Consider the following 23,904-nt stretch of genomic DNA (forward strand, 5'->3'; position numbering starts at 1 on the left):
GGACGCCAATGCGTGGGGACACTTCGTCAATGTCGCATGGTTGCAATGAACCCGAATAGCCATCATTTTCCGATCATGTCCATCGCCCCGGACGATAGATGAGGAGGTCTCAATGCTGGACGGCGTATCGTTAGATCAGTTACGAACATTTATCGCGGCGGTCGATGAAGGCAGCTTTTCCGGAGCGGCCAGAAAGCTTCGCCGGGCGCAATCCATGGTCAGCGAACTTGTCGCCAACCTTGAAGGCCAGATCGGGGTGACGTTGTTCGACCGAAGCGGCAGATATCCGTTACTCACAGCCGAGGGCAGGATATTGCTGGCTGACGCGCGCAGCGTCATTGCCGGCGTCGACTGGATGAAGGCGCGCGCGAAAGGCATGGCATCGGGCCTCGAGCCCGAACTGGCGGTCGTGCTGGACGCTTTCTTCCCGATTGACGCATTCATCGAAGCGGCAAAGCCGCCGCTTCGGCAAACGACAATGGCCCGGGCTTGGGTCCCACGATCCGCTCATCGACGAGGTGAAACTCCGAGTTGGTTCCGGGCCGGTCCATCGCGCCCGCATAGAAGACCTCGTCACCTGGCTTGAACAAGGTGACCTCGCTGCCGACCGCTTCGACAATGCCTGCCGCGTCGTAGCCCAATATCCTGTGATCCTCGCCCTCATCGGGATTCTCCCAGCGACGGCGCTTCACATCGACGGGATTCACCGACACTGCCTTCACCGCGACCAGAAGATCACGCGGGCCTGGCTCGGGCGTGGGGAGTTCGATATCGGTCAACACCTCCAGACCGCCCTTTGTTCGATATCCAACGGCTTTCATAACGCGCTCCGACACTGCATCCTGGCAATCAATGTGTAATAGCTAAAACGTTCACTACATTCCGTTCAATCGGTCGAGTGCATCTGCCGGAAGAACGACCTCTGCTGCCGCCAGGTTCTCTCGCAGATGTTTGAGCGATGAAGTGCCTGGAATCAGCAGAATGTTGGGGGAGCGTTGCAGCAGCCACGCGAGTGCGACCTGCATCGGGGTTGCGTCCAGAGATTCCGCGACCTGCGACAACGTCGAGGACTGCAACGGGGAGAAACCACCCAGAGGGAAGAACGGCACATAGGGAATGCCGCGATCAGCAAGCGCATCGACTAGCTGATCATCGTCCCGTTGCACCAGATTGAACAGGTTCTGCACGCAGACCACCGGCGCGATCGACTCCGCTTCCTCGATCTGCGCGGCGGTGACATTGCTGAGCCCCAGGTACCGGATCAGACCCTGCCGCTGCAACTCGGCAAGGACAGTGAACGGCTCGGCGATCGAGCCCTCGACCGGGTGCCGATTGTCGCCCATCGCGCGTAGATTCACGACGTCGAGGACATCGACACCCAGATTGCGCAGGTTGTCGTGCACTGCTTGCGTGAGTTCGGCCTGACTCTGTGCGGGGTTCCACGAGGCATCCGGCCCGCGCACGGCGCCTACCTTGGTCACGATCGTGAGGTCGGAGGGATAGGGGTGCAGCGCCTCGCGAATGATGAGGTTTGTGACGTGCGGGCCATAAAAGTCGCTGGTGTCGATATGGTTCACACCGCTTGTCACCGCCTCGCGCAGCACGGCAATCGCCGCGGCGCGATCCTTCGGCGGCCCGAACACGCCTGGCCCGGCGAGTTGCATTGCCCCATAGCCCATGCGGTTCACGAGACGATCGCCGAGCGCGAACGTGCCGGGGATATTTGTAGCCGTCATAGCTAAACTCCAATATTGCCTGGGTGTCGCTGCCACCCTGTGACAGACCAGCCGGGCGATCACCAGACCTTCATTCCTCCGTCGACGACAAGGTCCACGCCGGTCACGTACGAACTGTCATCGGAGGCCAGAAAAAGCGCGACCTTCGCCACTTCGTCGGGACGTCCAAGACGACCGAGGAGCGTCTTGCCAAGCATGTAGCCGGCCCACTCCGGATCTTTCAGTTGCTCTCGCGTCTGGTTGGTTTCAATCACCCCAGGCGAAATCGAATTGGCGCGAATCCCATGGTCCCGCCCTTCCATCGCCAACTGGCGCGTCATGCCGATAATCCCCGCCTTGGCGGTGGTGTGGGCAAGCGAGCCAAGGCCCTTGAAGCTCATGAGCGCGGTCAGGGACGCCGTGTTCACGATCACGCCCCGGCTTGATTTCAGATGCGGCCAGGCGGCCCGGGTAAGGTAAAACACCAGATCGACCTCTTCGCGACGATTGCGGTCCCATTCGTCGTCCGAGATGTCCTCGATCCAGTTGAAGTACGCCATTGCGGCGTTATTGAAGAGGACGTCGACACGGCCATAAGTCCGCACGGCAAGCTCGACGAGCGCCTCACAGTCGGCGGGTTTCGTCAGATCGCACGGATGCAGGGACACCATGGTGCCGCCGGCAGCCTGAACGGCATCGACTGTGGCTTGGGCATCGTCGGCATACAGACCGCAGCCGGCTACGAGCGCACCTTCCCGCGCGAACGTCAGCGCGGCTTCGCGCCCCATGCTTCCGCCCGTTCCAGTGATGATGCACACCTTTCCCGCGAGCCTGTTCGACACGTTGGATCTCCGTTCGGCGATAGCGGTGGTAAACAGAGAAGCGATCCGGACGAGACGAGCACCTACCCATTCAGGCAAGCGTTCGCCTCGACGGATCCGTCTTCTTAGCTCGCGTTCAAAGACGCCGCACTCGAGCTCGTCCGTCCGGCACGCGCGTCGAGGCTGAACGCACCGGCACCGAAGTAGGCGATCTGCAGCAGGCCACCCGCCATCATCACGTTCTTCAGGAAGTGAATCATCTGGTTCTGATCGGCGAAATTGTGGTGGAAGAAAGCCGCCGTGACGACACAGAACACCGCCATCACCAACGACACCGAGCGCACGCGGTAGCCCGACAGCAACAGCAGGCCGCCACCCAGTTCGATGACCACGGCGCCAATGTACGCGAGCGGCGGTACCGGCAAACCCATCGCCGCGATATAGCCGACCGTCGCGGCGTACGCGGCAAGTTTGCCCAGCCCGCTCATCGCGAACGGTGCTCCAATCATGATACGACCCAACAGTGGAAGAAACTTATAACGATCCATGATGACCTCCGGAAATTGTATTGCGTAGGTGGACTATGAAAATTACACCTTGCCGGTATCCACCATCACCAGCTCGGAATCCTCTAGCGCGGTTATGTCTACCGCCTGCACTTGCGTGATCGCGGCACCGTCCAGAGAACCCATGGATTCGCCGTTGATCTCGATTCGTCCCGATGCCACCGTGAGATAGGCACAACTTGACGAGCTCAAGTCCTGTCGAATGCTCTCGCCTGCTTTTAGCGTTGCACAAAGCAGGCGCGCATCGGCCCGAATGGGAAGCGCGCCTTCGTCTTCGGGGAACCCGCTCGCAAGCACGACAAAGCGCCCTGAGCGATCATTCCTGGGAAACGGCTTCGTATCCCACCGTGGGGCGCCGCCAGCCACCCGAGGCAGCAACCAGATCTGATAGAGCTTGAGCGGCACGTCGCTCTTGTTGAACTCAGAGTGGCGTATGCCGGTGCCCGCGCTCATTACCTGGACATCACCCGCATTGATAGTTCCTTCGGATCCCAAAGTATCGCAGTGTCCGACAACACCCTGGCGCACATAGGTGATGATCTCCACGTCGCGATGCCCATGCATCGGGAAACCACCGCCGACCGCAATCTCATCGTCGTTCCAGACGATCAACGGGTCCAGCGCGCCGTGTTCGGGATTGTCGTCGGCGCTGACAGCGAAATGGTGCTTCGCGCGCAACCAGCCGAGATCAGCGCTGCCCAGTGAGTCCCAACGACGGTGTACTAACATTTCGCTTCCTTTTCCCTTCTGCCCGAACATGGACAGCCGCCAGATCGACGGCCACTGCGACCCGTGATGATTTAGACCGTGACCGAATGCTATATGCGCAACGATCACGCGCATATCTCCTGAATTGCAATGCATCATTGCTCGTGGTAGAACGATGGAAACTCAATGGAAGGCCGCCCGTGAACCAGATCACCGACCTCAATGACCTGAGAATCTTCGCGGCGGTGGTCGACCATGGAAGCTTCACGGCGGCCGCCCGGGCACTCGGCACACAGACGTCCAAGCTCAGCCGGCGCGTTCGCGCCCTGGAAGAGGAGCTTCAGGTCCGTCTGCTCAACCGCACGAGCCGGAGCCTGTCCCTGACCGAAACCGGGCGGCAGTTCTATCAGCATTGCCTTGCGGTGGTGGCTGAATCGAAGGCGGCCAAAGATATCGTCGACAAGACGCGGACAAAACCGCAGGGCACAGTGCGCGTCAGTTGCCCGGTGGCATTACTGAGCTCCGGCGTCTCCGCGATCATTTCCCGTTACGTGGAGAACAACCCTCAAGTCCAGGTTCAGCTCGATTCAACCAACCGCCGCGTAGATGTAATCGAGGAAGGTCTGGACTTTGCGATCCGGGTCAGGCTTCCCCCACTCGAAAACACCGATCTGGCAGTTCGGCAACTGGGCCTGTCGATTCACATTCTGGTTGCCAGTCCGGAATTGGCGGAGCGCCACCCGGCGCCCGGCTCCATTGAATCGCTGAAAGATTGGCCAACCCTCTCGATGGCGAGCAACAGCGGGCGGTTTGCATGGAATCTGGTGGACACCAAGGGCCAGGCGATCTCGTGGGCACATCAGCCTCGATTGGCGACAGACGACCTGGCCAGCCTGAGAATCGCGGCAATACAAGGAGTCGGCGTGGCGTTGCTACCGCGGGAACTGGTGGGAGATGACATTCAGGCTGGCAGGCTGCAGCACCTGCTGCCCGATCTGGGTACCACGCCAGGGCTCGTGCACGCGATCTTCGCCACGCGCCGCGGCATGGTGCCCGCTGTCCGGCACCTGCTCGACGCACTCGTTACGGAATTCGAGGCGTTCAACAAGAAGTGGTACAGCGGCCGTTGATGCGTCAGCCCGGTCAGTTCTTCTTTTGTGCGCGCGAAATGCTGGTCGGCAAGGTGGTCCAGCGGGCTTCCAGGTCCAGTTTCCTGACATGCTCGCTCAATGCATCCGCAAATACGCGAATCTTCGCTGGCTGGTTCCGGCGGCTCTGGTACGCGATGTTTATCGTGAGAGGCGCTAACTCCCAGTCGCCCAGCAACGGAATCAGGCGGCCCGCAACGATGTCGTCGTGCACGATGTACAACGGCTGAATGACGATTCCCAGACCGGCGCGGCCCGCCGCGCAAATCACCTGCCCTTCGTTCGACTCCAGTGCGGCGCCAATCGGGATGTTGCGCCGCTCGCGCCCTCGCTTCAATTGCAACTGATAGGGGCTCTCCGCATAGGTATAGACGAGCATATGGTGCCGCGCGATGTCTTCCGGTGTCTCCGGCACGCCGTGCTGCGCCAGGTAGCCAGGCGAGGCGGCCAGCACGCGCCGCGTATGCGCAAGCCGCCGCACCGTGATGCCCGAATCGCCCTCGTGTTCGCGCGTGCGGATCGCCACGTCGATGCCTGCCTCGATGAAATTCGGATCGGTTCGCCGCCGTTATCTGCACAACGAGTTCTGGATTGCGGACCCGCACATGAAAGAATGGCACACCGCATGAGGCGCAAGCGCGTCAGCCGGTGTGAACGAACGCGTCGCTGAAGAAGTCGTCTTCGGGCAAGCCGGTCTTCACGAAGGTGTCGCGCGCGGCGCTCGTCATCGACGGGTTGCCGCACGCGTACACCTCACACCCCGCGAGCGAGCCGAAGTCTTCGAGCACCGCCTCGTGTACGAAACCGCGCCGGCCCGTCCACGCCGCGTCAGCTTCGGACAGCACCGGCACGAACTTCACGCGGCCACTGTCGTGCCATTTCTGCGCGAGTGCCCCGAGATAGAGGTCTTCCGCGCGGCGGGCGCCCCAGTACAGATGCAACGGCCGTTCGAGCTTGCGCTTGATGGCGTCCTCGACGATCGACTTCACCGGCGCGAACCCTGTGCCGGTCGCAAGCAGCACGGCAGGCCTGTTCGACCCTTCGCGCAGCGTGAACTCTCCGAACGGCAGTTCGATGCGCAGCTTGTCGCCCTTCGCGAGGCGGCCCAGCACGGCTTCGGAGAATTGGCCGCCGGGCACGTGGCGCACGTGCAGTTGCACGCTGTCGTTTTCGTGCGGCGCATTCGCCATCGAATAATTGCGCCGCGTGTCGTCCTCCAGTTCGATCTGCAGATACTGGCCAGCGCCGAATCTCGCGCGCACACCTGTGGGCAGCCGCAACTGCAGGATGCTGACGTCGGCGGCCGGCTGCGTGATGCGGTACACGGAGACCTCGAGCGTCTTGCGCGCGACAGGGTCGCGCTTCTCGATGCGGCGCGGCGCGATCGTCAGGTCCGTGTCGGGGCGCAGGCAGCACAGCAGCGCCCGCTCGGCCGGCGCCGCCACTGCGCCCTGCACCGGCGAACGCGCCTCGCCCGCCACGAGACGTCCTTCGCAGGACGCGCAAACGCCCTTGCGGCAAGAGTACGGCACCGCATAGCCGGCGCGTTCGGCCGCGTCGAGCACGGTTTCACCGGTCGCGCAAGGAAACGTTATGTCGCTGTCAGCGACGGAAATAAGAAAGTCCAAGATGTCACCTCAATGCGTTGTCAGCAGGCGCCGGTCGAAAGCGGATTTGCGGGCGTCATAACGGCAACGCGAGCAGCGTGTCTATACGCGAGCTGTCGCACACAACGACGCGTTCGCGCAACCGCACGCCCGCCTCGTCGCGCAGGTAAGCGTCGCAATAGCGGCCCGTCGCGAACAGATCGGTGGTGCCGTCGCGCATGATGCGCGCGACCATAAACGAGGTTTCGCTGCGTGCCTCGGTGCCGTCGTCGCTGATCACGTACGGTTGTCCGAGCAGATGACGGTAGGCATGCCGTTCATAGATATTGGCGTCGCGCAGCGACGCGACCCGGTCGACCAGCATGCCGCGCGAGGCCGCGTAGATCATGCTGCCCACGAGACCGCGGCGATGGTTGTCAGCGGTCGTGACCCGGTACACGCACGACGTGGTGAAGAACCCGGGCCATTGCCCGAGGTCGCCGTCGTCGATGCAGCGCACGTATTCGGCCTGCGCGCGGGCGATCAGTTGATGAATGTCCTGCGTCATCGTCAATATCCCATTGCGTTACGGTAGGCCTTCCAGAAGCCGCGAATCGAGGCTTCCGTCACGCGGCTCGCGCTGCTGGTCGTGCCGTCGCCACCCATTTCGATCACCGAGTGTGCGTCGCTTGCTCCGTCGATGCCGCGCTGCACGAAGCCGCCCACGCAGCCGTCCTCCATCGAGACATACCCGGCCGGGCCCACGAGGTTCGCCTGGCGCAGACGCATTTCCCGCAACTCAGGTGTATCGTCCTCGAAGCCGAGATAGATCCAGTTGAGTTCGGTCTGGCGCGCTCCGCGCGGCAGGATCTGGCGCACCGCGATGGCGTTCTGGATCTGCTGGAGCACGAAGCCCGGGAAGACTGAAAGAATCTGCAGCGTGATACCGTCGCCGAACTCGTCAGTGCCTGCGAGCACCGAGGTATCTTCGAGGCGGTGGCCGCTCTCCGAGCGGATGTTCTGAGCCGCGTAGTCCTGCGTGGCCGTCGGCGCTGCCGCTTGCGCCGCGTGATCGACTGCCGAATAGCTGACGTGATGTCCGCCGCTCGGGTCGACGATGATGCCGCCGCGCTGCGACAGCTTGTTCAACTGGAAGGTTGTGAAGAACAGATGCAGGATGCTTGCATGATAGGAATCTTTAACGTTCTCGAAATAGAGCTTCCAGTTGTTCGGCAGCATCTGCGTGAAGCGGCCGAGCACGACGGACGTGCGCCCTTCGAGCACGCGCGCAATGCGTTCGACGATCTCCTCGCCAAGGTATTCGTCGAGCGGCGGCACGTCGTCGGAAAAACTGCCGAACACCAGACCGTGGAGCGTCGCCACGCGTAGCTTGCGCAAACCGTGATCGCCGAGGCAGAAGTCTTCTTTCATGCCGCCCTGGCCGTTGATACCGTCCCGGAACGCGACGCCGAGCAGATCGCCCTGCAGGCTATAGGTCCAGGCATGGTAGACGCAGCTGAAATCTTTCGCGTTGCCCGCGTCTTCCAGGCAAACCATCGCGCCGCGATGCGCGCAGCGGTTTTCAAATGCATAGAGCTCGCCGTCCGTGTCACGCGTCACTACCACGGGTGCGTCGCCCACGAACGTGCTGCGGAAGTCGCCCGGATTCGGCACCTCGGCTTCGAGGCACAGATAGCTCCAGTTCGGACCACGAAAGATCGCTTCCTGCTCGTCCGCATAGACTTCATTGCTCTGGAACAGCTCATAGGGCGCGCGCGTGACGCCCTCGACGGGCCACTCGATGCTGGCGCGGCGCGCCGGATGGATGGGGATGATGTTCAAGTTGCGGACTCCGTAAAGGGCGGTTGCCAGATGCAGATTGCCGGGGACATCGGCGGAACTGTCGTTGACAGCTCCACCTAGATGTGTTCGAATATCGTACGTTGTTCGATATTGGAACCCAATATGACACCCATCAAAAGTCCTGTCAATACAGAGACCGGCGCCTTGTTGTCCGTCGAGGACGAGGCTGGGACAAACCAGGCCCGCGCGAAGGAAGGCATGGGGGGCTTGGCCAAGGGGCTGGCGATCATCGAGGCTTTCGGCGCGGACACGCGGCGCATGACCGTCTCGGATGCGGCACATCTGGCCGACCTGAGCCGCCCCGCGGCCCGGCGCTGCCTGCTGACGCTCGTCGATCTCGGGTATCTCGCGCACGACGGCAAGTTCTTCACGCCGTTGCCGCGCATGCTGCGGCTGGGTGGCGCCTACCTCAGCACGTCGTCGCTATCGCAGATTGCACAGCCGCTGCTGGCGAGCGCGCGCGACAAGCTGCAGGAATCCGTGTCGCTGGCCGTGCTGGACGAGGGGTATGCGGTGTTCATCGCACGCGCCGAGGCGGTCCATATCGTGTCGACGGGCGTGAAGCTTGGTGGCCGTCTGCCCGCCTATTGCTCAGCCACGGGACGCGTGCTGCTCGGCGGTCTGCCTGAACAGCAGGCTCGCGCTCACCTCGAAAGCGTACCCATGAAGCGGTTCACCGATCGCACGGTGGCAAATCTCGACGGCGTGCTGAATGCGATCCGGCGCGCGGCGGAGGACGGCTACGCGATCAGCGACGAGGAGTTGGAAATCGGCATGTCGGCGATGGCGGTACCGGTAAGGAACAGCGCCGGGCAGATCGAGGCGGCGCTGAGCGTAAGCGTATTTTCAGGGCGCGTGAACCTTGAAACGTTGCGGGAAAACTTTCTGCCAACGCTGCTTGAAACGGCCGGGCGCCTGCAACGCTCGCTTTAGCCCGGCTGGCGCTTCGCTTATCCGGCTACAACAGGGCGGCAAGGTGGCGGCGTGCGCTTTCAAGTTCCGGCAGCAGGTGTTCCACTACGCCTTCGCGCGTCATGCGGCTTGTGGACACCGAAAGGCTCATGGCTGCGATCATTTCGCCATGTGCGTTGCGGATCGGAACCGCAATCGAGCGAATACCGATCTCCAGTTCTTCGTCGATGATGGCGTACCCGTGCTGGCCCACAAACTCAATCTCCTTCACGATGCTGCTGGTGGCAGTCAGAGTGTGAGGCGTCAAAGCGGGACGTGACATTCTGTTCAGCATGAATCTAACCTCGGCCGGTGGTCGCCCTGACAGCAGAACGCGCCCTGTGGCGCTACAGTAAGCCGGCAAGCGCGAACCCACGCCCAAACCGCTGGACAGGCTGCGCCGATGCGTCGAGCGCGCGACGAAGACTGCATCCTGCGCATCCAGCACAGCGATCGAAGCAGCCTCCTGCGTGCGTTCGCTGGTGATCTCCAGGATAGGTTGCGCGACCTTGGTCAACGGATCTGAGACGACATAGGCATAGCCCAGCCTCAGAGCGCGCGGCGCCAGCACAAAACTGTGGCCATGCTGCACGGCATAGCCCAGCCTGCAAAGCGTCAGCAAACTGCGGCGCACCGAACCCTTGGTATGGCCGGTTATTTCTGCCGCCTGTGTCAACGTCAGCGGCCCCTTCTTCATACCGAATGCTTCGATGATGGAGAGCCCTTTCTCGAGCCCCATCACGTATTCCGGTTCGTTTTCCCGTGATTCTTTCCCTTGCGCGTGAGACGCCATAAACACCTCGCGATAGTCGAAATCCGTACAAAGGTCCGGTATGCGGACATAGTAGCCGGGATCTTTGACATCGAATCAGCCTTTGCAGATATTTCGCTACATACCACGGGGCAAGCGACCCACAGGAACTACCTGAAATCTTCTGATCTGCGAAGGAAACCATGAAACCTGAATTACCCAAGCGCATTATTGTCACCGGCGGCGCCAGCGGCATTGGCTACGCTTTCAGCGAACACCTTGCACGACTGGGGCACCGCGTCGTCATCGCCGACCTGCGTGGCGCCGACGAAGCCGCGGCGCGGCTTCGCGAGTCCGGGCACGAGGTCCTTGGTGTGCGCACGGACGTTGTCAGCGAGGCAGATGTCGCTGACATGGCGGCCGCGGCAGTCTCGCAGTTCGGTGGAATCGATGGCCTCGTCAATAACGCCGCGCTATTTGCCACCCTGACGCTCAAGCCCTTCGAGCAGATCACCAATCAGGAATGGATGCGGGTGATGGAAGTCAACACGCTGGGCCCATTCAACTGTGCCAAAGCAGTGTTGCCGCATCTGCGCAAGAGCGGCCGGGGGCGCCTGGTGAACATCGCTTCCACCGTGCCAATCAAGGGGCCGGTGAATATGGCGCACTACGTGGCCAGCAAGGGGGGCGTCATTGCCTTCACGCGCGCACTTGCACGGGAACTGGCGAAGGACAGCATCACGGTCAATGCGATTGCCCCCGGCTTCACGCTGAGCGACGGCGTGCTGCAGACCGATCTGCAAGACCGCATTGGTGAAAACGCCCGTACTTCCGGCCGCTGCATTCAGCGCGATCAGGTGCCGGGTGACCTCGTGGCGGCGCTCGCGTACCTGGTCAGCGATGGTGCGGGCTTTGTCACCGGCCAAACCCTCGCCGTGGACGGCGGCAGTGTATTTCTTTGAGTCAGGCCGCCATGGACACCACAACCGCACAATACGAAGCACTCGCCCTCTACATCGGTGGCCGTTTCCTGAGCGCCCGCGGGCGGCCCGAACAGGAGGTGATCAACCCTGCAACGGGCGAAGCGTTCGCCCAATTGCCGCACGCCACGCGCGAGGACCTGGATAATGCCGTGAACGCCGCGTCTGATGCATTCCAGAGCTGGCGGCACACGCCGGCAATCGAACGCTCAGCACTACTGCGCCGTGTTGCCTCGTTGATCCGGGAGCGAGCCCCACAGATTGCCCGCAACATTACCCTCGACCAGGGCAAGCCTTTGGCCGAAGCCATTCTGGAAGTACAAAGCTGTGCTGAGCATGCTGAATGGCATGCGGAGGAGTGCCGGCGTATTTACGGGCGCGTGATCCCGGCGCGCACGCCGGGCGTACAGCAGACAGTCTCCCGTGAGCCCATAGGTGTTTGCGCCGCGTTCACGCCGTGGAACTTCCCCTTCAACCTGGCACTGCGCAAAGTGGTCGCTGCTTTGGGGTCGGGCTGCACGACAGTACTCAAGGGTCCTGAGGATTCGCCAAGCGCAGTCGTCGCGCTGGCGCGTATCTTTCACGATGCAGGTTTGCCGGCGGGATGCCTGAACGTCGTCTGGGGCGTGCCGTCCGAGGTGTCCACGCATCTCATCAACGCGCCGGCGGTGCGAAAGATTTCGTTTACCGGCTCCGCCACTGTCGGCAAACAGCTGGCGTCAATGGCCGGCGCGCAGATGAAGCGCATGACGATGGAACTGGGTGGCCACTCGCCGGTGCTGGTGTTCGATGATGCCGACGTAGAACAGGCCGCGCGTTTTCTGGCGCGCACCAAGACACGCAATGCCGGTCAGGTCTGCATGGCACCGAGCCGCTTCTTCGTGCACGAAAAAGCCTATGAGCGGTTCGTGGATGCCTTCACTGCCGAATACGCACCGCTACGGGTCGGCGACGGCCTCGATCCCCAGACCCAGATGGGACCGCTAGCCCACGAACGACGCATCGACGCAATGCAGGCCCTGGTGACGGACGCGCGCGAGCGCGGCGCATCACTGGTGTGTGGTGGCAGCCGTCTGGATGAAACAGGCTATTTCTTTCCCCCAACCATCCTCACCGGCGTGCCCGATGACGCGCGTCTGATGGTCGAGGAACCGTTCGGCCCCGTTGTTCCAATCACGACATTCAGTAGCACTGAAGATGCGTTGTCACGGGCCAACGCGCTGCCATACGGCCTGGCCTCCTACGTGTTCACCAACTCGATCGCGACCGCAGAATATGTTGCCGGCCGTATCGAGGCTGGAATGGTCGGCATCAACCATTTCGGTCTGGCACTGCCCGAAACGCCGCTGGGTGGCGTGAAGGAGAGCGGCATGGGCAGCGAAGGTGGCATCGAGACGTTCGATGGCTACCTCGTCACCAAGTTTGTGTCGCAAGCCAGTCGGGTGCCCTGACAACAACGCGGCTGGACCATTTCTCCGACTGGATTCCGATCATTGCGCTGACGGATGGGGCAGATCGGACTTCCCGGAATCCCGCCTCCGTCTCCTCTCTCATTTTCGACCTGCGGGCGGGTGCGCTGCATTCGCCCCTTCCTCATCGCTTCGCGCGAAGCGCATTCGGCCGCACCCTTCACGTTCACATGCCCCCTTGCCAGGGACTTTCCCCAGGGTGCTTGACTTCACTCATCCCGAGACACATTATTCGATATGAATCTATCCTGCAACACACTGTTTCGCTTAGCATCACATACCAATGTCACCACACGAAGTTCCATTTTCCTGATCGACCCAGTTCCATGACTCATCCATCACCCACGGCGAGGATCACCATGTTCTTCAAGCTTCGCGCATCGCAAGCTGCAATGCAAAAACCGCAAACTACGTTCGTTGCGCAAGGGACTATGGCCGCTCATCAGTGCGGCCTCGAGGACCGACGCGATCTTCAATACTGGCGACGGAAGACGCTCGTCCCGATTACGCAAATAAGCGCCAGCCTGCTTCTTGCCATGGGTTTGATCCCTACTCCTGCCCACGCGGCGGGAGATTCCATCACCAACCATCAAGGCGACATCACGCCGATGTGCGGTACGAAGCCGATGATCGTCGGCGTGTCGGACGGCTACGGTGGCAATACGTGGCGCAAGACCGGCCTCGCGGAAGTCAAGGACGAACTCAGCCGGTGCAAGAACGTCACGCGGATCATCTACAGCAATGCCAACGGCGATCCGCAGAAGGCAAATTCCGATATCAACAGCATGGTCGCGCAGGGCATCAACGTCCTCATCCTGCTTCCTGACTTCGGCGCGGTGCAGCTTCCCGCCATGCGGGCGGCCATGAAGGCGGGCGTCGCGGTCGTCCCGTACTCCGCTCAGATGGCAGGCACGCCAGGTCGTGATTACGTCGTCAACGTGGTGGGCGATACGCAGCAGATCGGTGTTCTGTGGGCCGACTGGCTCGGAAGCACGGTGAAGAAGGGAAATGTCGTGTTCATGGGTGGATCGCCGGGAGCGACCACCTCGCAAAACTTCATGGACGGTCTAAAGGCCGGACTCAAGAAATACCCGGATCTGAAGTTGCTCAACGAGCAGTACATCGTGACGAACTGGAATCCCGTCGACGCACAAAAGGCCACCGTCGGTCTCATCGCGCAGTATCCGAAGATTGACGCCATCGTGACGGATGGTGGCGAAACTTCGCTGGCCGCCGTCAAGGCATTCGAGCAGGCTCACCTGCCGGTCCCCGCCATCGCGACGATTGCAAGCGACAACCAGGTGAATTGCCACTACATGTCGGCGAAGCAGGCAGGCAAGCCCTATTCGTATTACACGCTCGACGGCACGACGACTTACGTCCGCTTTGCCGTGCGGCAGGGTGTAGCGGCCTATCAGGGGAAGGTCAACAAGGAGTCGCCGTCGATTCTGCCCTTTGCCTACGCCGATAGCACCAAGGGCCTCGATCCGAAGTGCGATCCGACCGCTCCGCCGGATGCCGACCTCACCTCCGCGCTTCCGCCGCAGAAGCTGAAGGCCGTGTTCGAGCGTTGATCGCTAAACACGGGTCTCAAACGACCCGCATTTACTGCCGCAGACCGATAAGGCCACAAACGACGACATTGTCCAGCGCGACGTCCGCCACGAGCCGCGTGGACTTCGCGCTTTCTTCCTCGAACGGCCTCCTGCGCCTTACCTACGAGGGTGCCAGGCCTCCGAATATCCCCCAAGACGTAACCTCCTCGCCTCAGCAGGGTCGTTGCTCACGCGCGGCTCCCCAGGGCATTCCCCAGGTTCCTTGACTTACTTGATTCTACGGCACATCATTCGATATAAATCGATTGTGCATGGAATCATCTTGATGCACACGATCTGATTACGGGAGGGGTGTGCTTTTTCGGCGCGACCCACCAACACCTCTCCAGTTTGGTTGCCGTGGGTTCGGAAGATTTGCGAGCCTAAATTCACTACCTGTGTCGAGGATCATCATGGTCGAAAAACTGTCTCTCTGGGAAGCCGCCAAACGCGAAATGGAGGAGTACCAGTTCATTGCCGGAGCCGAGCTGCAACCCAAATGGGACGTGTCGGACAAGATTGCGATCAATGCCGCCGTATCGGGGCGCTTTGAGAGCACCACGTCGCTAGCGGAGTATGTGGATGCCGCGTCGAGCGTCATCGAAGCCGGCGCCTGCGGCGTGCATATCGACTTTTCGTTCATGACCGACGAGAAGGGGCGGCGCCTCGACCGCGACATTCCGCCAGTCGAGGCCTATTCCGCCGTTCTCGAGCCGCTGCGTGCGCGCTTTGGCAACGACTTCGTGCCGAATCTGAACGTCCTCAACGGTTCGTCATTCGATGAGTGCGTGAGCCCCGCTCGCGCAGGTCTGACCGAAGTCGCACCGTGCGCGCCGGGCCATCCGGAAGCCTTCATGGTGCCGGCCATCATGGAGCTCGAGGCAACCGGCGTCAAACCTGAACTGGCCGTCCATAGCTCCGGCGAGATCGAACTCGCGAAGCGCAAACTGATCGATACCGGCATTCTCAAGAAACCCTACAACTGGCTGATTCTCTATGGCCTGCCGTTCAACGTCGGTCGCACGCTGGTGTCCGGCACGTGGGTGAGCGATGCCCAGGACATGACGCAGCACATGTTCCTGATGGTCGACCAGATCCGCAAGATCGATCCGACGTCGGTCATCAGCGTCTGTGCGGCCGGCCGCGCGTCGCTCTACATGACTACCCTCGCCACGATGATGGGCCTGCATATCCGGATTGGCACCGAAGACACCCCGTGGAAGTACCCGAACAGCGACGAGCGTCTCAAGGACAATCTGGAAATGTTCAACATGGCGCGCGACATCGCCGGCCTGCTCGGACGCAAGCCTGCCTCGGCCAATGAATACCGGGCGCTGGTCGGCAAGCCGGCCCGGAATTAAAAGGATTGCGCGGCCATGACCGCGCAGGCGTACAGCGTGCAGGCACGACGGAAGCAGGCAATCGTGCTTTGCACCCGAGTTCAGTTGCGACGACCCAATCAAGGAGACCGAAGTGGAAGCGAAACTTCAGCAGCTGCTGGATGAGGCGGAGATTCGCCGCGTTCATATCCGCTATTGCCGTGGCATCGATCGGATGGACTGGGATCTCGTGCGGTCGTGTTATCACCCGGATGCGATCGACAGGCACGGTGCGTACACCGGCGACGTAGAAGGTTTCATCGACTGGGCAGCCGAGTTGTTGCCGAGCTTCGAATCGACTCAACACTTCACCGGCAACCAGTATGTCGAGGTGCACGGCAACGTGGCGTTCGCGGAACACTATGCGCAGGCAAGCCACCGCACGAAGCCCGACGGCGACAAGCCAGCGATGGATTGGGTGGTGAACATTCGCTACGTGGACCGCATGGAGCGGCGCAACGGTGAATGGCGCATTGCCGATCGGGTGGTCGTGCTCGACTCGCAGCGATCGGACCCGGTTCCCACAGATATGGCACCGCTCGAAAACTTCACTGTCGGGCGCCGTGACAAGGAAGACCCGTCGTACCAATACCAGATCGTATGACGGCTTTCGTTACTGCAGTTATCTAAAGGTCAGAGGAAGCAATGCAAGGAAAATATCGTATCGGTATCGTCGGCCTGAGCCCAGGACGCGGCTGGGCGGCGACAGCCCATATTCCGGCCTTGCGGGCCTTGTCCGACGTCTTTGAACTCGCCGGCGTGGCAAATACGAGCCTCGCGAGCGCGCAGGCCGCAGCTGCTGCTTTCGACATCCCGCGAGCATTCGAGAGCGCCGCTGCGCTGGCCGCATCGCCGGATATCGACATCGTCGTCATCACCGTCAAGGTTCAGCACCACAAGGAAGTCCTCACGGCGGCCCTGCAGGCAGGCAAGAGCGTGTACAGCGAATGGCCACTCGGCAACGGGCTCGAAGAAACCATTGCACTTGCCGAACTCGCGCGTGAGAAAAAGGCATTGGCCGTGGTTGGCGCGCAGGCGATCGCCTCCCCCGAAGTGCAGTTCATGCGCAAGCTCGTCGCGGACGGCAAGATCGGCACTGTCCTTTCTTCGACGTACGTCGGTTCGGGTTTCAGCTGGGGCGACGACGTCCTGCAGGGTGACGCCTACGCCATGGACAACCGCAACGGCGCCACACTGCTTTCCGTGATTGGGGGGCACGCCATTGCGGCGATTGATGCCGTCCTCGGCAATATCGACCAGATCGGCGCGGTGCTCTCGCAACGCAGGCGAACCGTGCGCATCATCGAGACTGGCGAAACCGTCGAGATGAAAACGCCCGACCACCTCATGGCGAACGCAATTCTGCGCTCCGGAGCGCCGCTGTCGCTGCAGCTCCGCGGCGGCGTGCCGCGCGGGACGAAGCTGCTGTGGGAAATCAACGGAAGCGAGGGCGATCTGCGTGTCACCGCAAGGAATGAACATGTCCCGGCGGTGAACATCTCGCCCTTGCGGGTCGAGTTCGGACGCAAAGGCCAGGACGGCTACGAGGAACTCGACGTCCCGGATCCGTTCCCGATCGACGCCGGCGATGCCGTCGCCGCGCGCAATGTCGCCGGCGTTTACCGGTTGCTCGCCGATGACCTGCGCCATGGCACACGCACGGCGCCCAGCTTCGATCACGCACGCGCCCTACACGAAGTGCTACATGCAATCGAGCAGTCGAGTGAAACAGGCAAGCGGATCAAGGTGAGCAAATAGGCAGCTGGTTGTAGTCACGCGATCAAGGCGAGCGTGGTAAGGAGAAGATCATGGCTAGCGCAGGAAAGTCGTTGCACTCGATGGTGGAACACTGGCTTGCTCCCACCTCGATGGACACGGTGCACGTGGTCGAATTCAGGAACCAGCGTGCGAGGCGGCAATGTTACGTGTGCGTCGAAGCACGCAGGGCCGCCGGAACCGCGGCCATGTTCTTCTTCCGCCACAAGGACGGACTCTGGTGTATTTTCCCGCCGTGCCGTGAGCGCCCGACCATGCGCGTGGCGTGAGCGCATGCCGCCGTTGGCCGCACGTCGATGGGCGATGCGCCCAACGACCCGCCGGTGGCTAGTCGATCACGGAGTCGCCCTGAGACATCTGGGTCAGATTGTCTTCGATCCCGTGCATGACTTTCCAGAAAACCCGGAGATCTTTTGCCGAGATGCCTTCGAGCGAAGTCGAAATCATCTCGGTGAGCTCAGGCAGCATTTCGTCGACAAGGCGCCGCCCTTCATCCTGCAGACTGACGTAGTATTTTCTTCTGTCCTTGGGGTCGCGCGTGCGTCGCACGAGATTGCGCTTTTCCATGCTATCGAGCGCCGGTACGGCCGTGGTCGACGCGATGCCTACCCGCTTGCTGAGTTCGAGCTGGTTCATCTCGCCACGTTCGGCCAGCACCCGAAGATAGAACCAGTGCGCGACCGAAACGCCCTCCCTGTCCAGCAGCTTCTGGCCTTGGGCGTCGTAGAGACGGTATATCGTGCGCGCCATCCAGGGCACAGTTCGGCCGCGGTCGTCAAAAACGTCTGAGCGCTGATTACTCGGCGCTTCCAGCCCCTCGAGCGCATCATGCATCGCATTCGAACCTAGTTTTGACATTGGCCATTCCTCAACTGGGGCCACCCGGCCGGCAACGCACGGTCCGGGTTTGGGCAGCAAGCGTCATGCTCCCGATACAGGAAATTCCCTGGAACTCTTGACTTTGTTCGATCTATAACACATCATTCGATATAAATCTATTCCAAAAAGCATTATCTCTTTGAAGATAATCCGCTTTGCGAGGATTATACAGCATGCGCAAAATGGATGTGCAAGCGAAACTCCCGGGACCTCTCCAACAGGACAAGCGCTATGAGTACTGATATGACGGCAGGCTGGGATTTCGAGGTCGATGTCATCATCCTGGGAGCGGGTGCAGGTGGCATGTCGGCGGCCATCGTGTCGAAGAACGAAGGGCTCAAGCCGCTCCTGCTGGAGAAGACGGACCAGGTTGGCGGCACCTCCGCCTGGTCGGTCGGCATGATGTGGTTCGTCGATAGCGCGCCGATGCAGGAGGCGGGCTTTCAGGATTCCTTCGAGAAAGCACGTCGGTACTTTGCGGCGACCGTCGGCACCACCGTGGGTAGTCCGCTTCAGGAAAGCTACATCACCCAGGGCAGGGTTGCGCTGGACTATCTGGTCCGCCATTCCGAGCTCGAGGTGATGGCGGTCCATTACCCGGATTACTATCCGGAGTCCGATGGCGGCATGTTCGGACGGGCTCACGCCCCGCTCGAGTTCGACGGGCGCGTGCTCGGTCCACACTTCAAGGACCTGCGCGCACCGTTGCCGGCATTCGCCCCATTTGGCGGCATGATGCTCGACCTTCTGGATTTGAACCACTTCCTGTCCTTCACGCGCTCGTTCAAATCGTTCTCGCATGTCGTGAAGCGCTTCCTGCGCTACGGCAAAGACCGCCTGAGCTATCATCGCGGCACCCGCCTCGTGGGCGGCAATGCGCTCATTGCGCGCCTGTACAAGACGATCCTCGATGAGCAGATTCCGGTTTGGCCAGGCGCGCATGCAACGCGGCTCATCACCGAGAATGGCGCCGTGATCGGTGCCGAAGTGACGCGCAATGGCTGCACGTCTCGCGTCCGCGCGCACCGCGGCGTCGTTATTGCGACCGGCGGCTATAGCGGTAACCTCGAAATGCGCCGCGAGCATTCCCGTCAGCCGACGGTCGAACTCGGCCTCGGTTTGCCAAGCAATGTCGGCGAAGGCATTCGACTCGGAGTTTCAGTCGGTGGCCGGCTCGATCACAATGCGCGCGACACAAGTTACTACGTGCCGATTTCGCAATACCGGAACGAAAAAGGCAGTACGCTGTGGGGCCACTTCATGCTTGATCGGCCCAAGCCCGGTTTCATTGCGGTGAACAAGGAAGGCAATCGCTTCACCAATGAAGCCGCGTCGTACCACGCCTTCACCCAAGGAATGTTCGACGCCGGCGCGATCCCCGCGTTTCTGGTCGCCGACGCAGCAGCCGTGAAGAAGTATGGCATTGGCATCATCCTGCCGGGCATGTCGCTGCGTCGCTATGAGGAGTCAGGTTATCTCTATAGCGGCAAGACACTCGAGGAGCTCGCCGCCAAGGCAGGCATCCATGCCGCCGGGCTCGCGCGCAGCGTCGTACGCAACAACCGCTTCGCGGAGACCGGGGTCGATGAGGACTTCGGCAAGGGTGCGTCGGCCTACAACATCTACAAGGGCGACACCACTCACACCCCGAACCCGTGTATCGGCCCGATCACGAAGGGACCCTTCTACGCAGTCAAGCTGATGCCGGGCGACTTCGGCACGAGCCGCGGTCTTGTGACGGGACCCAACGGTGAACTTCTGGACAACAACGACCATCCGATTCCCGGCATCTTTGCATGCGGCAACGACATGAACTCGCCTGTTGGCGGCCACTACATTGGTGCCGGCATTACGCTGGGACCGGCGATCACGTTTGGTTATCTGGCGGCGATGGCGCTGGCAAAGCGTAGTCAGTCAGAAGACGGCCCTGCTTCCATGGCCGCTTCTTCGACGGCTCACAAGATCGCACAAACCTGACAGCACCGCTGGCGTTCGCGATCAGTAAGTCAGTCAGTCGACGATCGTGTCGCCTTGAGCCATCTGAATCAGGTTTGCTTCGATCTGATGCATGACCTTCCAGAAGACGCGCATGTCCCTCTGCGAGATTCCCTCGAGTGACCCGGAAATCATGTCGGTCAGATCAGGCAACATTTTGTCGACGAGGCGCTTGCCTTCGTCCTGTAGTTTGACGAAATACTTTCGCCTGTCGTTTGGATCGCGCTCCCTCTTCACCAGACCGCGCTTTTCCAGGTAGTCGAGCGCGGGTACCGCGGTCGTCGACGCGATGCCCACGCGCTTGCTGAGCTCGAGTTGATTGACCTCGCCGCGTTCGGCCAGTACGCGAAGGTAGTACCAGTACGCTATCGGAAGAGTTTCCGTGTCGAGAAGCTTCTGCGCTTGAGCATCGTAAAGCCGGTGTACCGTTCGCGCGATCCACGGAATGGTTCTGCCGCGATCATCAAATACATCTGATGGTCTCTGCGCGGTTGCCTCGACTAACTTCGGAGCGGTGGTGGCTGCCTTGACTGCAGACGTATTGGATTTGGGCATTCACTCATTCCTCAGCATGGGATGGAGGCGTCGGTTGGTACTAGCTGTTCAAACTGATTCACCAAAGAGAAATCATACAACAGGTTTGGGCATGGCCTCTGCCACGAGTTCTTCGACCTGTTCTTCATCCGCTACGTTCGTTGCTGCAAAGATTGCATCACCGCCTGCGCGTTGAATCGCCGAGACCGTCTCCTCTCCCGCGGCATCATCAATATCGGCGACAACAACGCGTGCCCCCGCCACGGAGCATGCCAGCGCCGCCGCACGCCCGATACCCGAGCCGCCGCCGGTGACGATGATGGTCTTCCCCTCAAGATCGCGATTCATTTCTTTGCCCTCGTAGATCAACGCTCGAACAGCGGAGAAATATCGAGGTAGATACGGCACTCATCAATCAATCTGTCCTGCAACTTCCAGATCGTCACGGCCGGTATCGTTAGTGTCGAGCCGTCCTTGCGTGTGTAAGTCACGGATATTTGCGAAACAATGACATCCTCGAACGTCCATACGTTAAGGAGGCGATGCTTGATGCCCGCAAGTTGCTTCAGGAAATTCTGTGAAGCCGCAGCAGCATTTGCTCGACCAATGACAGGATCGCTATTCGCAAAGACGAAAGTGCAGTTCTCGGTCAAACAGTTCGCGAATCCCTGCTGGTCCATCGAATCGATCGCTTCATAGACCTTTGAAACAAACTCGGTCGCTGCTGTGGGTGTTTGCGTAACCGACATCGTGAATCGTCTCCTTGTTGATGATTGGGTTCGGGACGCTGAAGGCATCGACACAGGCTCGCGATGCCTTCAGTCAATTTCGCTCAGAAGAAGTGCATGATGCCGAAGTAGCCACCTTGCTGGTTGTGGCCCGGCAGTGGCAGAGAGTCGGTCGCTTCAACAGGGAACGCGGACTGCTTGCCGTTAAACATTGCTCCGACGGTCAGATAGAGGAATGTCCGTTTCGACAGGTTGTAGGTGGTGCCGATGGCACCGAGATTGCCCGTTCCACCGCCATGATTCACATTGCCGTGATACCAGCCGGCCTGGAGCGAAAGCGCAGGGGTAGCCTGATACGAGGCGCCGACCCACTCCTGCTGGGAGCGTGTGGCGGCGAATGGGTTAAACGTAGTGGCGACCGTGTCCTGTCCGGATGAGACCAGTTGCTGATAGCCCGTGTAGAACTTGACCTGGCCCAACGTGTAGGTGACACCGGCCATGTATACCCGGGATGCGGCGTACAGGTCTGAAAACTTCCCGTTGGCGTCGCGGAGTTCTTCGTATACGCCGTACGCAGCGAAGCTGGCGGCCGTGTATTGCGCGCTCGCACTGAACTCGCGCCCGCCGCGGAAGTTGCCGGCCTGGTTGCCAAAACCATTCTGCAGGCGGAATGAGAAGCCGCCCCAGTTAGGTGAATTGTAGGTGACCACGTTTGATCGCGGCCCCCACGCTCTTCCGAACGCGAAGTTGGCAATACCGGTCCCAACCTGCTCTCCCAGCGGGTCAATGTACCAGCCGGTTTCGTCGGCCAGGCTCATGGCCGCGCCGAACCAGATGCTCCCGTATTTCTCGTGGGCCAGGCCCACGTACGCGTAGCGGGGAAAGAGCTCGTTAGCAAAAATCTGGCCGGTTCCGGACGAAAACAGGCTTTCGAGTTTAAAGACCGCATGCACGCCACCGCCGAGGTCTTCGTCGCCTTTCAGGCCAAACCAGCTGTACCCGTACTGATTGCTGCCGAATCGGAAATTGTTCTTTGACTGGCCGTTCGTCGCCACATTTGTCACGAAATCGAGGCCAGCCGCAACGCGCCCATACAGGGTCACTGAGCTCTGTGCGTTTGCATTGCAGATCCCGATGACTGTCAAAGCTGTAAATAATGCCAGTCTTTTCATTTTGTAATCCTGAACGAAAAATGATCTCCATGGATAAAGCGGAGGCCTCTTTCCGGACCACACTGCCCATAATCCGCTGCCTTGCCGCCGATTAGCACAGATAGACCGTAGGGCCTTTCAATCGCCTGACTCGACCTCCGGCGCAAGCCACAAGCGGCCAGAATCGAACAAAGCAAATCATCGCACTGCTAATTACAAACCGAAAATTTTCAGATCTGGTCAATAAGCGTGCGCCAGTGGCTTGGCGGACGCGGTGCAAAACGACTACCCCCTTGACTTGCGAATTGTCCGCAGAACTTCCGGAAGATGACGTACCGTTGTCGCCAGAAGAATCGCGCAAGCCTGAACGAGGAGCTGAACAGCGGGGCCAGCGCCAAGCGCCAGCACGAGCTGACCGAGTTGCGCCATGAACAATGCGGCCACCGCACTCGCAACGACACTGCCTCTGCCGCCCGTGAACGGCGTGCCCCCGACCACCACGGCCGCGATCGCCGGCAGGAGATAGTCGTTGCCGGAAGTTTGCGACGCGCTTCCGATAAATCCGGCGAGCAGCATGCCCGCCGCGCAAAAGCAAACGGCGGACGCGAGGTACGCCCCAATCCTGTACTTCAGCACGGCGACGCCTGCGGCCTCGGCCGCGCGCGGATTCACCCCGACGGCGACGAACCTGCGCCCTACCGTGGTCTTGCGGGTAATAACCCACGCGGTCGTCACGAACGCGAGGGCGAACCAGACGTTGGCCGGAAGCCCGAGGAACTGGGCGTGCGAAATGGTTTGCATGACGGTCGGAACGTCCACCGGAACGTTACCGGTCAACGAGCGTGCGCAGCCGATCAGCAGCGCGTTGACGGCAAGCGTCGCCACCAGCGGCGTGATCGCGACCCTCGAGATGAGCGCACCGTTGATGATTCCGACGACCACGCCAATGCAGACCGTAGAAATGACGGCGAGGACTATGGAATTGAACGCGAATCCCGTTCTGGCCATGACAATGCCAGCGAGCGAAACCATGCCGATTGCCGACATGTCCAGCCCGCGCTGCTGGATAACCAGCGTTTGGCCTGTCGCAACGATGGCGAGAATGCCGGCGAACGGAAGCATGGCCAGGATCGAGCCTCGCGTCATCGTGCCCGGCGCGACGATGGAACTGCAGACGAAGAGCGCGATCAGCCCAACCCAGATCCATGAGAATTCATCAATCACGGGTAGCCGTGCGGGCTTTGATTTTGATTTCGACGTAGAGGGCTCAAGGAATTCCGACATAACTTCCGCCTGATTGTGCGTTGCG

Annotated in this window: 24 protein-coding genes and 3 pseudogenes; 11 read left to right on the top strand and 16 right to left on the bottom strand. The window is 60.8% G+C overall.

Annotated features, from left to right (window positions below):
* Window positions 1–112: 112 nt before the first annotated feature.
* Window positions 113–457 (top strand): annotated as a pseudogene (locus tag HV744_RS00120) (LysR family transcriptional regulator); the annotation flags it as partial.
* Here HV744_RS00120 and HV744_RS00125 read toward each other — a convergent pair.
* The 5 genes and pseudogenes from HV744_RS00125 to HV744_RS00145 form a co-directional block, all read right to left on the bottom strand.
* Window positions 447–821: pseudogene (locus HV744_RS00125) on the bottom strand (alcohol dehydrogenase catalytic domain-containing protein); the annotation flags it as partial. The pseudogenes HV744_RS00120 and HV744_RS00125 sit on opposite strands and share 11 nt — an antisense overlap.
* A gap of 54 nt (window positions 822–875) precedes the next feature.
* Window positions 876–1,736, bottom strand: a complete 861-nt coding sequence (locus tag HV744_RS00130) for an aldo/keto reductase family oxidoreductase (protein WP_175147875.1) — start codon at window positions 1,734–1,736, stop codon at window positions 876–878.
* Between the two features lie 59 nt (window positions 1,737–1,795).
* The gene (locus HV744_RS00135) at window positions 1,796–2,557 is read right to left on the bottom strand and encodes an SDR family NAD(P)-dependent oxidoreductase (protein WP_175147876.1); all 762 of its coding nucleotides are present in this window, start codon (window positions 2,555–2,557) and stop codon (window positions 1,796–1,798) included.
* A gap of 104 nt (window positions 2,558–2,661) precedes the next feature.
* A complete protein-coding gene (locus HV744_RS00140) occupies window positions 2,662–3,084 on the bottom strand; it encodes a DoxX family protein (protein WP_175147557.1) in 423 nt (140 codons plus the stop codon).
* A gap of 42 nt (window positions 3,085–3,126) precedes the next feature.
* Entirely contained in the window at window positions 3,127–3,831 is a 705-nt protein-coding gene (locus tag HV744_RS00145; protein ID WP_175147877.1) for a pirin family protein, read from the bottom strand.
* A 179-nt stretch (window positions 3,832–4,010) separates the two neighbouring features.
* Between HV744_RS00145 and HV744_RS00150 the strand changes: the two genes are divergently transcribed.
* The gene (locus HV744_RS00150) at window positions 4,011–4,940 is read left to right on the top strand and encodes a LysR substrate-binding domain-containing protein (protein WP_175147558.1); all 930 of its coding nucleotides are present in this window, start codon (window positions 4,011–4,013) and stop codon (window positions 4,938–4,940) included.
* A gap of 13 nt (window positions 4,941–4,953) precedes the next feature.
* Here the strand turns inward: HV744_RS00150 and HV744_RS00155 are convergent.
* The 4 genes and pseudogenes from HV744_RS00155 to HV744_RS00170 all read right to left on the bottom strand — a co-directional run.
* Window positions 4,954–5,560 (bottom strand): annotated as a pseudogene (locus tag HV744_RS00155) (substrate binding domain-containing protein); the annotation flags it as partial.
* 39 nt (window positions 5,561–5,599) lie between these two features.
* A complete protein-coding gene (locus HV744_RS00160) occupies window positions 5,600–6,586 on the bottom strand; it encodes a 2Fe-2S iron-sulfur cluster-binding protein (protein ID WP_175147559.1) in 987 nt (328 codons plus the stop codon).
* Between the two features lie 55 nt (window positions 6,587–6,641).
* The gene (locus tag HV744_RS00165) at window positions 6,642–7,112 is read right to left on the bottom strand and encodes an aromatic-ring-hydroxylating dioxygenase subunit beta (RefSeq protein WP_175147560.1); all 471 of its coding nucleotides are present in this window, start codon (window positions 7,110–7,112) and stop codon (window positions 6,642–6,644) included.
* Window positions 7,113–7,114: 2 nt separating this feature from the next.
* Window positions 7,115–8,386 carry an aromatic ring-hydroxylating dioxygenase subunit alpha gene (locus HV744_RS00170; RefSeq protein ID WP_175147561.1) on the bottom strand — a complete coding sequence of 424 codons (1,272 nt, stop codon included), beginning with the start codon at window positions 8,384–8,386 and terminating at the stop codon, window positions 7,115–7,117.
* Window positions 8,387–8,509: 123 nt separating this feature from the next.
* Here HV744_RS00170 and HV744_RS00175 point away from each other — a divergent pair, with 123 nt between their 5' ends.
* A complete protein-coding gene (locus tag HV744_RS00175; protein ID WP_175147562.1) occupies window positions 8,510–9,340 on the top strand; it encodes an IclR family transcriptional regulator domain-containing protein in 831 nt (276 codons plus the stop codon).
* Between the two features lie 25 nt (window positions 9,341–9,365).
* Here HV744_RS00175 and HV744_RS00180 read toward each other — a convergent pair whose 3' ends face one another.
* On the bottom strand, window positions 9,366–10,151 hold the full coding sequence (locus HV744_RS00180) for an IclR family transcriptional regulator domain-containing protein (RefSeq protein ID WP_175147563.1): 786 nt from the start codon (window positions 10,149–10,151) through the stop codon (window positions 9,366–9,368).
* 161 nt (window positions 10,152–10,312) lie between these two features.
* On the opposite strand from HV744_RS00180, the gene HV744_RS00185 reads away from it, so the two are divergent.
* From HV744_RS00185 to HV744_RS00215, 7 genes are all read left to right on the top strand, one after another.
* A complete protein-coding gene (locus HV744_RS00185; RefSeq protein WP_175147564.1) occupies window positions 10,313–11,071 on the top strand; it encodes an SDR family NAD(P)-dependent oxidoreductase in 759 nt (252 codons plus the stop codon).
* A gap of 11 nt (window positions 11,072–11,082) precedes the next feature.
* Complete coding sequence (locus HV744_RS00190; RefSeq protein WP_175147565.1) at window positions 11,083–12,540, top strand: NAD-dependent succinate-semialdehyde dehydrogenase; 1,458 nt, start codon at window positions 11,083–11,085, stop codon at window positions 12,538–12,540.
* 221 nt (window positions 12,541–12,761) lie between these two features.
* Entirely contained in the window at window positions 12,762–14,132 is a 1,371-nt protein-coding gene (locus tag HV744_RS00195) for a substrate-binding domain-containing protein (RefSeq protein ID WP_246278874.1), read from the top strand.
* A gap of 434 nt (window positions 14,133–14,566) precedes the next feature.
* Complete coding sequence (locus tag HV744_RS00200; protein ID WP_175147566.1) at window positions 14,567–15,514, top strand: 3-keto-5-aminohexanoate cleavage protein; 948 nt, start codon at window positions 14,567–14,569, stop codon at window positions 15,512–15,514.
* A 112-nt stretch (window positions 15,515–15,626) separates the two neighbouring features.
* On the top strand, window positions 15,627–16,136 hold the full coding sequence (locus tag HV744_RS00205; RefSeq protein WP_175147567.1) for a nuclear transport factor 2 family protein: 510 nt from the start codon (window positions 15,627–15,629) through the stop codon (window positions 16,134–16,136).
* A gap of 41 nt (window positions 16,137–16,177) precedes the next feature.
* The gene (locus HV744_RS00210; RefSeq protein WP_175147568.1) at window positions 16,178–17,290 is read left to right on the top strand and encodes a Gfo/Idh/MocA family protein; all 1,113 of its coding nucleotides are present in this window, start codon (window positions 16,178–16,180) and stop codon (window positions 17,288–17,290) included.
* A gap of 50 nt (window positions 17,291–17,340) precedes the next feature.
* On the top strand, window positions 17,341–17,577 hold the full coding sequence (locus HV744_RS00215; RefSeq protein WP_175147569.1) for a hypothetical protein: 237 nt from the start codon (window positions 17,341–17,343) through the stop codon (window positions 17,575–17,577).
* A 58-nt stretch (window positions 17,578–17,635) separates the two neighbouring features.
* Here HV744_RS00215 and HV744_RS00220 read toward each other — a convergent pair whose 3' ends face one another.
* A complete protein-coding gene (locus tag HV744_RS00220) occupies window positions 17,636–18,226 on the bottom strand; it encodes a MarR family winged helix-turn-helix transcriptional regulator (RefSeq protein ID WP_246278875.1) in 591 nt (196 codons plus the stop codon).
* 192 nt (window positions 18,227–18,418) lie between these two features.
* On the opposite strand from HV744_RS00220, the gene HV744_RS00225 reads away from it, so the two are divergent.
* Window positions 18,419–20,164, top strand: coding sequence for an FAD-binding protein (locus HV744_RS00225; RefSeq protein ID WP_175147570.1), 1,746 nt, complete (start codon window positions 18,419–18,421; stop codon window positions 20,162–20,164).
* A 33-nt stretch (window positions 20,165–20,197) separates the two neighbouring features.
* On the opposite strand, the gene HV744_RS00230 is transcribed toward HV744_RS00225, so the two are convergent.
* The 5 genes from HV744_RS00230 to HV744_RS00250 form a co-directional block, all read right to left on the bottom strand.
* Window positions 20,198–20,737 (bottom strand): MarR family winged helix-turn-helix transcriptional regulator, encoded by a 540-nt coding sequence (locus HV744_RS00230; protein WP_175147571.1) that lies wholly within the window; start codon window positions 20,735–20,737, stop codon window positions 20,198–20,200.
* 72 nt (window positions 20,738–20,809) lie between these two features.
* Window positions 20,810–21,064, bottom strand: coding sequence for an SDR family NAD(P)-dependent oxidoreductase (locus tag HV744_RS00235; RefSeq protein WP_246278876.1), 255 nt, complete (start codon window positions 21,062–21,064; stop codon window positions 20,810–20,812).
* A gap of 17 nt (window positions 21,065–21,081) precedes the next feature.
* On the bottom strand, window positions 21,082–21,465 hold the full coding sequence (locus HV744_RS00240) for a nuclear transport factor 2 family protein (RefSeq protein WP_175147572.1): 384 nt from the start codon (window positions 21,463–21,465) through the stop codon (window positions 21,082–21,084).
* 83 nt (window positions 21,466–21,548) lie between these two features.
* Window positions 21,549–22,616, bottom strand: a complete 1,068-nt coding sequence (locus tag HV744_RS00245) for a porin (protein WP_175147573.1) — start codon at window positions 22,614–22,616, stop codon at window positions 21,549–21,551.
* Window positions 22,617–22,880: 264 nt separating this feature from the next.
* Window positions 22,881–23,879 carry an ABC transporter permease gene (locus tag HV744_RS00250; RefSeq protein WP_246278877.1) on the bottom strand — a complete coding sequence of 333 codons (999 nt, stop codon included), beginning with the start codon at window positions 23,877–23,879 and terminating at the stop codon, window positions 22,881–22,883.
* Window positions 23,880–23,904 lie beyond the last annotated feature (25 nt).

It is taken from the genome of Paraburkholderia ultramafica (assembly GCF_902859915.1).
Taxonomy (GTDB): Bacteria; Pseudomonadota; Gammaproteobacteria; order Burkholderiales; family Burkholderiaceae; genus Paraburkholderia; species Paraburkholderia ultramafica.